At 43.1% G+C, this 13,783-nt stretch carries 10 protein-coding genes, 2 pseudogenes and 1 riboswitch; of the genes and pseudogenes, 2 read left to right on the top strand and 10 right to left on the bottom strand.

The genetic code is table 11. From position 1 onward, the window contains the following. Positions 1-14: 14 nt before the first annotated feature. From BpJC4_RS11295 to BpJC4_RS11285, 4 genes and pseudogenes are all read right to left on the bottom strand, one after another. Positions 15-1,634 (bottom strand): glycoside hydrolase family 13 protein, encoded by a 1,620-nt coding sequence (locus BpJC4_RS11295; protein WP_151681018.1) that lies wholly within the window; start codon positions 1,632-1,634, stop codon positions 15-17. A 21-nt stretch (positions 1,635-1,655) separates the two neighbouring features. Beyond that, the gene (locus BpJC4_RS11290; RefSeq protein ID WP_151697918.1) at positions 1,656-2,534 is read right to left on the bottom strand and encodes an ROK family protein; all 879 of its coding nucleotides are present in this window, start codon (positions 2,532-2,534) and stop codon (positions 1,656-1,658) included. A gap of 28 nt (positions 2,535-2,562) precedes the next feature. Further along, positions 2,563-3,018: a PTS sugar transporter subunit IIA gene (locus tag BpJC4_RS16910; RefSeq protein ID WP_269467550.1), complete on the bottom strand. Its 456-nt coding sequence runs from the start codon at positions 3,016-3,018 to the stop codon at positions 2,563-2,565. A 90-nt stretch (positions 3,019-3,108) separates the two neighbouring features. Continuing rightward, positions 3,109-4,527 (bottom strand): annotated as a pseudogene (locus BpJC4_RS11285) (sucrose-specific PTS transporter subunit IIBC); the annotation flags it as partial. 213 nt (positions 4,528-4,740) lie between these two features. Between BpJC4_RS11285 and BpJC4_RS11280 the strand changes: the two are divergent. Together BpJC4_RS11280 and BpJC4_RS11275 are read left to right on the top strand one after the other, a co-directional pair. Then, on the top strand, positions 4,741-6,222 hold the full coding sequence (locus BpJC4_RS11280) for a sucrose-6-phosphate hydrolase (protein WP_151681015.1): 1,482 nt from the start codon (positions 4,741-4,743) through the stop codon (positions 6,220-6,222). Positions 6,223-6,238: 16 nt separating this feature from the next. After that, positions 6,239-7,234 carry a LacI family DNA-binding transcriptional regulator gene (locus BpJC4_RS11275; RefSeq protein ID WP_151681014.1) on the top strand — a complete coding sequence of 332 codons (996 nt, stop codon included), beginning with the start codon at positions 6,239-6,241 and terminating at the stop codon, positions 7,232-7,234. Positions 7,235-7,475: 241 nt separating this feature from the next. Here the strand turns inward: BpJC4_RS11275 and guaA are convergent, their stop codons facing one another. From guaA to BpJC4_RS11245, 6 genes and pseudogenes are all read right to left on the bottom strand, one after another. After that, a complete protein-coding gene (guaA, locus tag BpJC4_RS11270; RefSeq protein ID WP_151697916.1) occupies positions 7,476-9,029 on the bottom strand; it encodes a glutamine-hydrolyzing GMP synthase in 1,554 nt (517 codons plus the stop codon). An 86-nt stretch (positions 9,030-9,115) separates the two neighbouring features. Then, a riboswitch (purine riboswitch) is annotated at positions 9,116-9,217 on the bottom strand. Positions 9,218-9,366: 149 nt separating this feature from the next. Beyond that, positions 9,367-9,558: pseudogene (locus tag BpJC4_RS11265) on the bottom strand (AAA family ATPase); the annotation flags it as partial. A 108-nt stretch (positions 9,559-9,666) separates the two neighbouring features. Continuing rightward, positions 9,667-10,494: an NAD(+) synthase gene (gene nadE, locus BpJC4_RS11260; protein ID WP_151681011.1), complete on the bottom strand. Its 828-nt coding sequence runs from the start codon at positions 10,492-10,494 to the stop codon at positions 9,667-9,669. 99 nt (positions 10,495-10,593) lie between these two features. Further along, a complete protein-coding gene (locus BpJC4_RS11255) occupies positions 10,594-12,060 on the bottom strand; it encodes a nicotinate phosphoribosyltransferase (RefSeq protein WP_151681010.1) in 1,467 nt (488 codons plus the stop codon). Between the two features lie 27 nt (positions 12,061-12,087). Beyond that, a complete protein-coding gene (locus BpJC4_RS11250) occupies positions 12,088-12,642 on the bottom strand; it encodes a cysteine hydrolase family protein (RefSeq protein WP_151681009.1) in 555 nt (184 codons plus the stop codon). Positions 12,643-12,714: 72 nt separating this feature from the next. Beyond that, positions 12,715-13,779, bottom strand: coding sequence for a dipeptide epimerase (locus BpJC4_RS11245; RefSeq protein ID WP_151681008.1), 1,065 nt, complete (start codon positions 13,777-13,779; stop codon positions 12,715-12,717). Between the last annotated feature and the right edge of the window lie 4 nt (positions 13,780-13,783).

The raw sequence follows: 13,783 nt of genomic DNA, 5'->3' as shown, positions 1-13,783 counted from the left end.
TGCTCAACTAATATTTATTCTTTCAACTGATAAATCACTGCTTCAAACGGCCTTAACTGGAGATGATTAATATTCTTAGATGAATCTTTATAATTACTTAGCAAAATTTGAATTTCAAGCGGCGCTTTCTGCTGATACTCAAACAAGGCCGGTTTGCTGTAAAAATTACAAACAACCAACAGTGCTTGGCGGCCGAGCACACGCTTATAAGCGTAAACATTCGGATGATCACGGTCAATCAGTTGATAAGTTCCCTCAATAAAAAGATTGTTTTCTTTTCTTAGGCGTATGAGTTTTTGGTAATGATAAAAGACCGATTCAGTATCTTTTAAATCTTTTTCTACGTTTATTTCTTTATAATTTGGATTAATTTTCATCCATGGCTCTCCTTGCGTAAAACCTGCATGTTTGCTTGCTTCCCACTGCATCGGGGTTCTCGCATTATCCCTTGCCTTCTTCTGGACGGAAGCCATGATGTCTTTTTCAGGATACCCTTTGCTGATTCTTTCTTTATACATATTCTGTGTTTCAATATCAGGATAATCGTGAATGGAATCAAAATATGCATTTGTCATACCGATTTCCTCACCCTGATAAATAAAAGGAGTTCCTTTCATGCCATGAAGCAAAGTAGCCAGCATTTTTGCCGACAATTTACGATACACCTTGTCGTCCCCCCATCGCGAGACAATTCTAGGTAAATCATGATTGTTCCAGAATAAACTGTTCCATCCGTCTTCAGCAAAAGTATCCTGCCATTTCGACAAAACATCTTTTAAATCGATTAAATTCAGTTCTTTTAAATCCCATTTATGCATACCCGGCTGCTTATCGAGCTGCATATGTTCAAATTGAAACACCATATTCAACTCGCATCGGGATTCATCTGTAAAAAGATGCGCATTATCCACTGTGGCTCCCCAAGTCTCACCTACTGTCATTGTATTTCTTGTACCAAAGGTAGCTTGATGCATTTCCTGTAAATACTCATGCAGATGAGGACCATTTTCTTTTATCATTTGATCAGGAACTTTCCCCAATAAATCAATCACATCCATGCGAAAGCCGCTAATTCCCTTATCCAGCCAAAAATTCATCATTTTCCATATTTCTTGACGCATCTTCGGATTTTCCCAATTCAAATCCGGCTGTTCCTTGCTAAAGAGATGCAGGTAATACTGCTTTGTCGTTTCATCGAAGGTCCATGCAGAACCGCCAAAATTGGATTGTAATTCGTTCGGATGATCTCTCCAAATATAGTAATCACGATAAGGGCTATTTTTGGATTTTCTTGCTTCTTGAAACCATCGATGCTGGTCAGAAGTATGGTTGACAACTAAGTCCATGATAATCTTGATTCCGAGCGCACTGCTTTCTTCAATCAAATTTTCCATATCTGACATGGAGCCGTATAATTCGGAGATCTGATAATAGTCACTGATGTCATAGCCATTATCAATTTGGGGAGATTCATAAACCGGGCAGAGCCAAATCACATCCACCCCCAATTTTTTTATATACGGCAATTTTTGAATAATGCCGTTTAAGTCCCCAATCCCATCGCCATTGCTGTCCATAAAACTTTTAGGATAAATTTGATATACAACACTTTTTTTCCACCAGTCTTTTCCCATCATCTGCCGCACCTTTCCACTTTAAAGGACAAAATTCGTTTTTGACGCTTCCTCTTTTGCAAGCAATAAACCGCCGATAATTCCAGCTTTATTTTGTAAACCCACAGGCTGAATATACTTTTCTACATCTGGAACATCCACATAACCATTCAGCATTTCCTTAAATTGCTGCCGGATGAATTGGAAAATCTGCTTCTGATTCATGATACCGCCGCCTAAAATAATTCTTTCCGGCCGGAGCACAAGTGTATAACTGACAAGTGCCTGGGCAATATAATAAGCCTCCAGTTCCCAAACTTTTGGATTGGTTGAAAGCTCAACCCCTTTCTTTCCCCAGCGCTTTTCCACGGCAGGTCCGGATGCCAGGCCTTCCAAGCAATCATGATGATACAGGCACATCCCTTCAAATTGGTCATCAGGATGGCGCTTCACTAAAAGATGCCCCATTTCCGGATGGCCGTATGCATTTAATATTTTGCCACTTTGGATAAACCCCCCGCCGATCCCTGTTCCAATCGTAAGATAAAGACAGCTTTCGGTTCCTTTAGCATTCCCTAATTTATATTCACCGTATCCTGCAACATTTACATCTGTTGTCCATGCAACCGGAACGGAAAATTTTTCCTTCAGTGCTCCTACAAAGTTATAATGGCGCCACGATAGTTTAGGTGTAGTTGTAATAAAGCCGTATGTGGGAGACTGACGGTTCACATCGATCGGTCCGAATGATCCTACACCAATCCCCTCTATTTTATATTGATTTAAAAATTGCAAAATTTTTGGCATAGTTTCATCAGGCGTGGTTGTTGGTATTGTAATTTCTTCTATTACTTCGCCATGTTCATTTCCTACGGCGGCAACAAATTTCGTACCCCCGGTTTCAATTGCCCCAAGTAGCATTTCGATCCCCCTTATCAAACGTTTTAAATTAAAGAGTAGCTTTCGGTGTTAAAGTGATGAACTGGCTCCCCTGTTTTACCTTATCATGATTAAATTCTTCAACAGCCGCATAATCTGCTGTGTTGGTCACGACGGTGATCACGGTTGGATCATAACCAAGTTCTTTAATTTTCTCCAGATCAAAACTGCATAGTTTGTCGCCTTGGTTTACCGTCTGACCTTTTTCTACGTAACTTGTAAAATATTCGCCTTTCAGATTAACCGTGTCAATACCAATGTGAATTAAAATTTCTGCTCCATCTTCCGTTTTAATGCCGTATGCATGATGTGTATCAAATACCGTGGTCAAAATTCCGTCACAAGGAGCATAGACATCGCCGTTTTTCGGCATGATGGCTGCCCCTTTACCCATTAATTCAGATGAAAATAATTTATCCTTCACATTTTTTAAGCTAATTGTTTCACCTTCAACCGGGGCAAAAATGATGCTATTACCAGCAGGGGCCGTAGCCGAAGCAGCCGTTTCTCCTATTTGTTCTTTTCCAGATACCCGTTCATTCGTAATCGTATTTTGTTCCTTTGCCGCCGCCCGTCTTCCATATATTTGCGTTGTTGTGAAGGCGATAACAAAACTTATTGCGCCACTCATGACAAAAGGCAAGATAGATTGTGAGCGAATGCAAATAAAACCAATTACACTTGCAGGTCCCATTGAAACTGATAACACATGGAACATGCCAATAAATATAGAAGCAATACCGGAAGCAACCATTGCACAAAAGAACGGATACCTTAATTTCAAGTTAATCCCGAAAATAGCCGGTTCTGTAATCCCCAAAAGAGCTGAAATACTTGCTGAAGAAGATAAGCTTTTTTGTTTTTTACTTTTTGTAATAAAGAATACGGCAAGACAAGCAGCACCTTGCGCAATATTAGCCATAGAGGCGATTGGGAATACAAACGATCCGCCGGTTTTTGCAATATCAGCCAAAAGTGTGGTTTCAATTGCAGGAAAACTTTGATGCAGACCGGTAATGACAATCGGTGAATAAAACAGTCCAAAGATTGCAGTTCCAACCGCGCCTGTTGCATTATATAACCACATAATTCCATTGGTTAACCCATCACTCACATCACGCATAACAGGCCCAACAAATGTAAACGTTAGAAATCCTGTAATGATAATGGCAAGCATCGGTGTGAACGTAAAATCAAATGCATTTGAAATATATTTATGGAAAAATTTCTCTAATTTAGCTAAAATCCATGAAACTACCAATACCGGCAAGACAGAGCCTTGGTAACCGGCCTGCGCGACTTTTAATCCAAAAATGTGCCAATAAGCCAACTCCCCTGATGCTTTTGCGCTAACAACATCATACCCGCTTGTCAATGCAGGAGATACCATGATCATCCCCATAGCAGCTCCTAAATACGGATTCCCACCAAACCGTTTGGTTGCGGAATATCCGATTAAAACCGGCAAGAAAGTAAATGGGGCAGCCGACATGGTATTGATAAATGACGCTATATCTTTCAGTCCCGGGTACAATTCCACTATTGCCTTCTTTGTGAATAGGTGTTCCGCTGTCAATACATTGTTTAAAGCCATCAGCAAACCGCCGGCAACAAGTGCAGGAATAATTGGAACAAAAATATCAGATAATACCTTGATTAATCTTAATAATACATTTCCCTGTTTTTCATTCGAAGTTTTTTTCACATCCTCCGTTGTCATATCCGGAAGGCCGGTTAATTTGATCAACTCAGCATAAACTTTATCGACATCCCCCGGTCCTATAATAATTTGGTACTGGCCGTTTGTTTTAAATGTACCTTTTACATCCGGATGCGCATCCAATGCTTTTTGGTCTATTTTTGATTCATCATTGATAACTAAGCGCAGCCTTGTCGCGCAGTGGGCTGCAGCTTTTATATTATCTTTGCCATTTAAAGCGTTTAACACGTCTTTTGCAACCTTTGCATGGTTCATCGTGTACACCCTTTCATATTTTTGTAACCGTTTCACATACTAATATACTATCTTTTTATTATATGTCAATCGTTTATCATATTTTTTATTATTTTTTTATGTTTTACCATCATTTAAGATATTTTGTATGTTATACGATTGACACATCACTTTGTTTACAGTACATTAAATCCAGGAGAACGCTTTCCTTGAATTTGGGGAGGTTTTATATATATGGAATGGAATCGAGCATTACGTTATAAAAATCTAAATGAGTGGTCTGAGGAAGAAAAAAAGCATTTACTTCTTCAAATAGAAAATTCTCCGTGGCGGCTGCATTACCATATTCAACCTGAAAGCGGATTGTTGAATGATCCAAACGGATTTTCTTTTTTTAATGATGAATGGCATCTATTTTATCAAAATTATCCGATGGGGCCTGTCCATGGTTTAAAATGCTGGTATCATCTTAGTTCAAAAGATCTTATCCATTGGAAAGGGAAGGGGCTGGCCATATTGCCGGATACAGAGTATGACAGTCACGGCTGCTACTCCGGATCTGCAATCCCGGTTGAAGACCGTTTATTTATCATGTATACAGGAAACGTCCGAGATAAAAACTGGAACAGATTCCCTTACCAGCTTGGAGCGTGGATGGATAAAAAAGGTCGGATTTCCAAATTAAAAACTCCATTAATTGCAAAACAGCCAGAAAATTACACGGACCATTTCAGGGATCCGCAAATTATCCGTTATCATAATTCTTACTATGCTTTGATCGGTGCCCAGACGAAACAAAAAGAGGGGAATATCTTGGTTTACCAATCCAAAGACCTGAAAAACTGGGAATTCAACGGACCGCTTGAATTCCCGTTAAAGAATTTGGGATATATGATTGAATGCCCGAATATCGTATGGGTGGATCAAAAGCCGGTCCTTATATTCTGCCCGCAAGGCCTCGACCAAAATATTTTACACTATCAAAATATTTATCCCAACACTTACTTAATTGGGGATACGTTCGACCCTGAGAAAAACCGTTTTGAATCTAAATATCTCCTGCATAATTTGGATGAAGGATTCGATATTTACGCTACGCAGGCCTTTAACGCACCGGACGGGCGCACACTTGCAGTCAGCTGGATCGGCCTTCCTGAAATCGATTATCCGACAGATCAGTACGGTTGGGCGCATTGCTTGAGTTTAATCAAAGAATTGAAAATACAGGACGGCCATCTTTATCAATTTCCTGTAAAAGAAACAGAGAGCCTTCGCGGAAGGAAAATTGAATTGGACGGGGTCTTAACAGAACAGACCCAGCTGATATTGAATCAAAATGAGACAGCTTATGAATTGGAAATCATTCTGAAAGGGAACGGGGAAGGTAAATTACAATTGGCTTCGGACGGGCATCAAGCGTTAAATCTTATTTTCAACTTTGCTGATGGAACATTGGTCCTGGACCGCAGCCATGCGGGTATCCCTTTTGCACAGCAATACGGAACTTCCAGAACCGTCCAAATTCCAAAAAATACCCCGCTGAACCTGCATATTTTTATGGATGCTTCTGTCGTTGAAATTTTTTTAAACCATGGACACGATGTGTTAACATCTCGTCTCTTTCCAAGCAAAAAACAAACAAAGATCTTCTTGGAAACAAACCATCATTTAGCTTATAATGGGAACTACTGGAGTCTTCATTCTATTAATAAATAGAGAAGGATAATGAAAATTGAGACCAAAATTAACAGATGTAGCTAAAGAAGCAGGAGTTTCCCCAACAACAGTATCCCGGGTCATCAATAATTATGGATATTTAAGCGAAGAAACGAAAAATAAAGTGTTCCAGGCTATGAAAAAACTGAACTATCAGCCGAACACTGTTGCACGTTCGCTTCACGGTAAGCAGACCAATCTGATTGGCGCCATTTTTCCTTCCGTCAGCAACCCTTTTTTCGGGGAACTGATTGAAAAAATAGAAAATAGGCTTTTCCTTTCCGGATATAAAACAATTTTATGTAATAGTGCAGATAATAGAGAAAAGGAACGTTCCTATATTAATATGCTTATTGCCAATCAAGTGGACGGCATTATTGCGGGTGCCCATAATTTAGGGATAAAGGAATATGACCAGTTTGGGCTTCCCATTATCTCTTTCGACCGATATTTATCCGATAATATTCCAATTGTAAGTTCCGATAATCATCAAGGCGGTGAGCTTGCAGTTCAGGAACTCTATCAAAATGGTGCAAGAAATATTTATTTATTTGCAAGCAGCAATAAGCCGAACAGCCCGACACACAGACGGAGAACCGGTTACTTGGAGGCAATGGCCCAATTATCTTTAGAGCCCCATGTAAAAGATATCCCTTTTGAAATGCTACCAAGTGTAAAATCGCTAACCATCAGGCAAATTTTGAGCTCAGAAAAAATCGATGGCATATTTTGTACAGATGATTTGACTGCCCTTATTGTATTGCAGCAGGCAAAAGAGTTGGGAATAAAAGTTCCACAAGAATTAAAAGTTATCGGGTATGACGGAACAAAATTTATTCAAAATTATCATCCTGAACTTTCCACAATTGAACAACCGATCGAAGACATTGCGCAACTATTGGTTGAATTACTCCTTAAAAGAATTACGGACAAAAAAGTGCAATTAGAAAAACACTATATGCTACCGGTAAAATTAATCCGCAGCAAGTCCACATCACAATTTGTCGACTGAATTAATTTGAAGAGCTATTCCGCTGGGGACTAAGCTGTTTAAAGAGGGAAAGACCAGATCACAGAGAAACACCCGTTAAGAAAAATTCTTTTTCTCAACGGGTTTTCCTATTTAAGTTGCATTTGGGGAAAGCTCTAACTCTCATTTAGAGTAAAATCAATATCGGTCAGGCAACTTTTTGGCAAATTCTTTAAAAAAGAATTTGCCAAAATTGTTGTTACAAACAATTGTCCCGCGCTTCCTACTCCCACTCAATCGTTGCCGGCGGTTTGCTCGTGATGTCGTAGACGACGCGGTTGACGTGCGGAACTTCGTTCACGATGCGAGTTGAAATTTTTTCAAGTACTTCCCACGGGATGCGCGCCCAGTCGGAAGTCATGCCGTCGATGGACGTGACGGCGCGGATGCCGATCGTATAATCGTATGTGCGGGCATCACCCATAACGCCGACGCTGCGGATATTCGGCAGCACCGTAAAGTATTGCCAAATGTCGCGATCCAGCCCGGCCTTTTTGATTTCTTCACGCAAAATATAGTCGGATTCGCGCACCATTTCCAATTTTTCTTCGGTAATCTCGCCGAGCACGCGGATGCCGAGGCCCGGACCCGGAAACGGCTGGCGCCAAACGATTTCATCCGGGATGCCGAGTTTGGTCCCGACCGCACGCACTTCATCTTTAAACAATGTATTGAGCGGCTCGATTAAGGTGAACTGCATATCTTCCGGAAGGCCGCCGACATTGTGGTGCGATTTGATTGTCTGAGCGGTTTTTGTCCCACTTTCGATAATATCCGTATAAAGCGTGCCCTGGGCAAGGAACTCAATCCCTTCCAATTTCGCCGCTTCATCATCAAACACATAAATGAACTCGTTACCGATAGTCTTCCGCTTTTGCTCAGGTTCTGAGACACCTTCCAATTTTTTCAAGAACCGTTCTTTTGCATCGACTTTGATGACGTTCATATGGAAGCCTTCCGAGAAAGTTTTCATGACGCTATCGGCTTCCCCTTTCCGGAGCAGGCCGTGGTCAACGAAGATGCAAGTAAGCTGGTCGCCGATCGCTTTATGGATCAAAACTGCGACAACTGATGAATCGACGCCGCCGCTCAGCGCACAAAGCACCTTTTTATCGCCAACCGTTTGGCGGATTTTCTCGATTTCCATTTCGATGAAGTTTTCCATCGACCATGTCCCCGCACAGCCGCAAATTTTAAACGCAAAGTTGCGCAAAAGGTCATTGCCGTACACAGAGTGGCGTACTTCAGGATGGAACTGGACGGCATATAGCTGCTTATCCACATTGCTCATTGCCGAAATCGGGCAGGCGGGGCTGCTGGCATCAACCGTAAATCCTTCCGGCACTTCTGTCACCAGATCCCCGTGGCTCATCCAGACAACTTGATCATCTGGAAGCCCGTCAAACAGCCGGCTGGCGGTTTTAACATGAATCGTCGCTTTCCCATATTCACGCTGGTTTGCCGGTTCCACTTTGCCACCGAAGGCTTTTGTTATGAGCTGCATGCCGTAGCAGATGCCCAAAATCGGCACGCCAAGGTTGAAAATTTCTTCGTCAACATGGAAGGCATTTTCATCATAGACGCTGTTCGGGCCACCGGAGAAAATAATGCCTTTCGGGTTCATTGCCTTGATTTCTTCAGCTGTCAAAGTGTGCGGGTGCAGCTCGCTGAACACGCCAAACTCACGGATTCGGCGCGTAATCAGCTGGTTGTATTGGCTGCCAAAATCCAAAACGATAATTTTTTCCAAATCTTTTACATCTAATGCTTTTGCCATTGTTTTTCCCCCAAAAACTTTGATCCAAATAAAAAACCGGAATCCGATCTTCAAAGCTGAAGGCAGAATTCCGGAGCGGTTTTTACGGTACACGAAACTGCCTTCATAGTCCGGCCATTTACGGTGGCCGGGTAGAAACTTTCGAACCTTATTATCGAAATTATATGAAGAAAGTATTCTGGTCATTCAATTTGTCCCCATTGTAACCTTGAATCAGGGAAACGGTCAACCGCTTGTCTTTTTGATTAAATTTTCCCACAAATCCATCAAATCTTTCCAATCCGACGGCGATGGAGACCCCGGTCACATCGGACGGCAGCAGATCCGGCGTAAATTAGATTCTTTTAAACTCCGCATCGACCGATTTGGCAAGCTCCCTGACCATCATCGTTTTTCCAACGCCCGAGACATCTTCAAGCAGGACATGCCCCTCGGCAAGCAATGCAGTGAGGCTCAATTCCGATATCTCCGTTTTTCCGATCATCATATTTTCAATATTGACCAAAATCCGCCGTAACGTCTGCTGCATGCTGATCCCCCTTCATACTATAATTTCAGAAAAATAAAAATGGAAAGATTTTAAATAGTATAGAGAAAAAATCAGCCGGGCACCTTTCTTAAGTGCCCGGCCTTGTCCTTATTTCCAGAAATCATCAAAAATCGTAATCGGCATATGGCGTTTATGCTGCCCTTTTAAATACCACGATTCAATCTTCGCTTTTGCTTCCGGCGAAACTTCTTTTCCTTCCAAATAATCGTCGATATCGTTGTATGACACACCAAGTGCAGCCTCATCGGAAAGCTGCGGGCGCTCGTCTTCGAGGTCGGCAGTCGGCGTCTTCATATAAAGGCGTTCCGGGCAGCCGAGTTCTTTTAACAGCATTTTCCCCTGGCGCTTATTCAGCCTGAAAATCGGCACAAGATCTGAACCGCCGTCACCGTATTTCGTGAAAAATCCGGTTACATTTTCCGCAGAATGGTCCGTCCCAAGCACAACGCAATTTTCCATCGCGGCAATGCTGTACTGCACTTTCATCCTTTCACGCGCTTTTTCATTCCCTTTCGCGAAATCAGAAAGGATGATGCCCGCTTTTGCCAGGGAAGCTTCACTTGCATCGACAGCCGGTTTAATATTAACGGTAATGTCCTTGTCCGGCTGAATAAACTGGACGGCCAATTCAACATCGTCCGCATCTTTCTGTTCGCCGTATGGCAGCCGTACCGCAATAAATTTATAGTCCTGATTGCCGGTTTCTTCCTTCATTTCGTTAATGGCGATTTGGGCAAGCTTACCGGTCAAAGTGGAATCCTGCCCGCCCGAAAGGCCGAGCACAAAACCTTTGAAGAATGGGTATTTTTTCAGATAACTTTTCAGAAAATCAACACTTTTTCGGATTTCCTCTTTTGGGTCAATGACAGGTTGTACTTTCATTTCTTCCACGATTCTCTTTTGCATTGCGTCCATTTTCGTTTTCCTCCTTGTTCACATGATAATCTCTTTATGTCATAAATTCCGCACTTTTTTCTTTAATTAGATTATACGCCTGAAAAATGCGGGTGTCATTTATTCTTCTTCAAACCGCATGACTTTTTGACGTACTTCTTCTATATTGCGCATTTTGTTGTCCCAGCATTTTTGACTCAAATCGACAGGGTATTCTTCCGGGTTCAAGATGCGCTTGTACTCATCCCACAGCAGTTCCAAATTATCTTTCGCATATTTTTTGATTTCATCAAGGCAGGGCAGTTCATACACGAGCCTACCCTGGTCGAAAATCGTTTCATGAATATTAATGGCTTCAAAATTTGTGACATATTTGCTGATAAACGTATGGACAGGGTGAAACATCTTCAGCCGCTTTTCTTCCGCCGGGTTTTCGTCGTACATCGTAATGTAATCGCCTTCCAGTTTATTCGTCCGCTTATTGAGGATGCGGAATACTTTCTTTAAACCCGGTGTCGTTACTTTTTCGGCATTGCTTGAAATTTTGATTGTATCCCGCATTTCCCCGTTCTCGTCTTCTATGGAGACCAATTTATAGACTGCTCCAAGCGCCGGCTGGTCGAACGCAGTAATGAGCTTTGTCCCAACACCCCATGCATCGATTTTTGCACCTTGGGCTTTCAAATGGAAAATCGTATACTCGTCCAGATCGCTTGACGCAAAAATTTTCGCATCCGGAAATCCTGCTTCATCGAGCATTTCTCTCGCTTTTTTCGACAGGAAAGCCATGTCGCCGCTGTCCAGGCGGATGCCAAGAAAATTGATCTTATCGCCGAACTCTTTCGCGACTTTAATGGCATTCGGCACCCCTGAGCCTAAAGTGTCATATGTATCAACAAGGAAAACGCAGTTTTTATACGTTTCCGCGTATTTTTTAAAAGCCATGTAATCATCCCGGTACGCCTGCACCATCGCGTGGGCGTGCGTGCCGCTCGTCGGCATGCCAAACAGTTTGCCGGCCCTGACATTGCTTGTCCCGTCAAATCCGCCGATGTATGCGGCCCGCGTTCCCCAAATCGCGGCATCCAATTCATGGGCCCGCCTCGACCCGAATTCGTATAAAGCGGCGTCTTCCCCCGCCACCGTCCGGATCCTGGCCGCTTTAGTCGCAATCAGCGTCTGGTAATTAATAATATTCAAGAGCGCCGTTTCGATGATCTGCGCTTCGGCTAAAGAGGTTTCGACCTGGATGAGCGGTTCGTTTCCAAACACGAGCTCCCCTTCACGGACTGACCGTAGCGTTCCGGTAAAGCGCATTTCCGATAAGTATTGCAAAAATTCTTCGCTGTAGTTGTCGGTGCTCCGCAAATACGCGATATCATCTTCTGTAAAGCGGAAATTTTTCAGATAATCCACGATTCTTTCAAGCCCTGCAAAAATCGCAAACCCGTTTCCGAAAGGAATTTTCCTGAAAAACGCTTCAAAAACCGCTTTACGGTTATGAATGCCATCTTTCCAGTAGGCCTGGGCCATGTTGATTTGGTATAAGTCAGTGTGAAGAGCTAGACTGTCATCTTGATAACGCATGATTCCGTATCACTCCTATTGATGGTTTTACCGTACTTCCGCCCCAAGCGAATTTTTAAAATGACTTAATGCCCATTTGTGGCCTTCCGGATCGAAACTTGCCACCGCATTTTCATGAATCACCAGCTTAAAACCTTTATTGTAGGCATCCACGGCGGTATGCAGCACGCAAATATCCGTGCAAACCCCGCATAAATGGACTTCTTCAATGCCCCGTTCCCTTAGCCTTAATTCCAGGTCAGTCCCGCAAAAGGCGCTGTACCGGGTTTTATCTATCGTATGCACATGTTTGCTCCCTTTATATTTTTCAAAAAGCCGCTGCAGTTTTCCGTATAAATCCCGTCCGGTTGTGCCGGCGATGTTATGCGGAGGGAATAATTTCGTTTCCGGATGGTAAGGGTCGTTTTCCTCATGGCAGTCAATTGCAAAAACAACATAATCCCCGTTCTCGAGAAAAGATTTCGTCAGTGCAAAGATATTCTCTTCAATAAGCTGCCCCGGTTTGCCGCATGTTAAACGGCCGTCTTCCGCCACAAAATCATTCGTATAATCAATATTGATCAATGCTTTTTGGGCACCCATTTTCCATCCCCCGTTCATTTGAAATTATCCTTATTTTACATGAAAGTTCTTCCGTGGCAAAGGCTTTTTGCACTAGACCGGCTGGACGACCCCTATCCCGGGCCGGCCGGGCAGTAATACATTCTCGCCGTCATACGTTAAATGGTCGGGTTCTTCGGACAGCCAAAGCGGGGCATCCAGATCCAAATAATAAACGTTTGGATGGGCTGCAGCAAAGTGAGCGGCTGCAGCCACAGAAAGGGACGGTTCCATCATGCTGCCAACCATGCATTTGACCCCGTTTGCCTCGGCAATACCTGCAATTTTCCATGCTTCCGTAATCCCGCCGCATTTCATCAGCTTAATATTGATTAAATCCACATAACGCCCGGAAACAAGCTTCAATGCATCTTTTGCCGTAAACAGGCTTTCATCCGCCATGACCGGCAGGCATGTTCTTTCCGTCACATATTTTAAGCCTTCCCAATCATGGGCAGATACCGGCTGTTCCACAAATTCAATGCCAAGTTTTCTTTTTTCCAGTTCTCGCAGGATTTGGACTGCCTGTTTCGGTTCCCATGCCTGGTTTGCATCCAGCCGGAATTTTGTATCCGGCGGCACTGCCCGGCGGATCGCCTCTATCCGATTAATATCAAGCTCCGGATGCGTGCCCACCTTTATTTTTAACAAATGGAAGCCCGCCTCCACGCTCTTTTCTGCATCCCAGGCCATCTTTTCAGGTGTATCAACCCCGATCGTCATGGAAGTTTGGAGATTTTTCCGGCCTCCAAGATAAGCATACAGCGGAATATTCAGCCATTTGCAATATGCATCGTAAAGCGCCATATTTGCAGCTGCTTTTGCGCTTGTATTGCCGATACAGCATAGCTGTACCTTTTTCAAGGCTGTTTGGAAATCATTCAGGTCATGCCCGACAAGCACTCCTTTTATGGGCCCAAGAAGCGCGGACATGATGCTTTCGGTTGAATCGCCCGTAATGGCAACGGCCGGCGCAGCTGCCCCCATGCCTATTATTCCGTTGTCCAGTATCACATTCACATCAACGCTGTCGATATCATTGGCTGTCCGCAATGCCGTTTTAAATGGAACGAGCAGTGGAATGTTCCGGTAATGCACTTGCACATCTTTTATGATCATGGCA

The sequence above is a fragment of the Weizmannia acidilactici genome (assembly GCF_008974185.1).
GTDB lineage: Bacteria > Bacillota > Bacilli > Bacillales > Bacillaceae_C > Weizmannia > Weizmannia acidilactici.
This window is presented reverse-complemented; position numbering and strand designations above follow the sequence as displayed.

Coding starts and splice junctions, on each gene's coding strand:
- guaA (WP_151697916.1), bottom strand. CDS start 9,029: ATGGCAAAAGCATTAGATGTAAAAGATTTGGAAAAAATTATCGTTTTG.
- nadE (WP_151681011.1), bottom strand. CDS start 10,494: ATGGACGCAATGCAAAAGAGAATCGTGGAAGAAATGAAAGTACAACCT.
- BpJC4_RS11280 (WP_151681015.1), top strand. CDS start 4,741: ATGGAATGGAATCGAGCATTACGTTATAAAAATCTAAATGAGTGGTCT.
- BpJC4_RS11255 (WP_151681010.1), bottom strand. CDS start 12,060: ATGCGTTATCAAGATGACAGTCTAGCTCTTCACACTGACTTATACCAA.
- BpJC4_RS11245 (WP_151681008.1), bottom strand. CDS start 13,779: ATGATCATAAAAGATGTGCAAGTGCATTACCGGAACATTCCACTGCTC.
- BpJC4_RS11250 (WP_151681009.1), bottom strand. CDS start 12,642: ATGGGTGCCCAAAAAGCATTGATCAATATTGATTATACGAATGATTTT.
- BpJC4_RS11295 (WP_151681018.1), bottom strand. CDS start 1,634: ATGGGAAAAGACTGGTGGAAAAAAAGTGTTGTATATCAAATTTATCCT.
- BpJC4_RS11290 (WP_151697918.1), bottom strand. CDS start 2,534: ATGCTACTTGGGGCAATTGAAACCGGGGGTACGAAATTTGTTGCCGCC.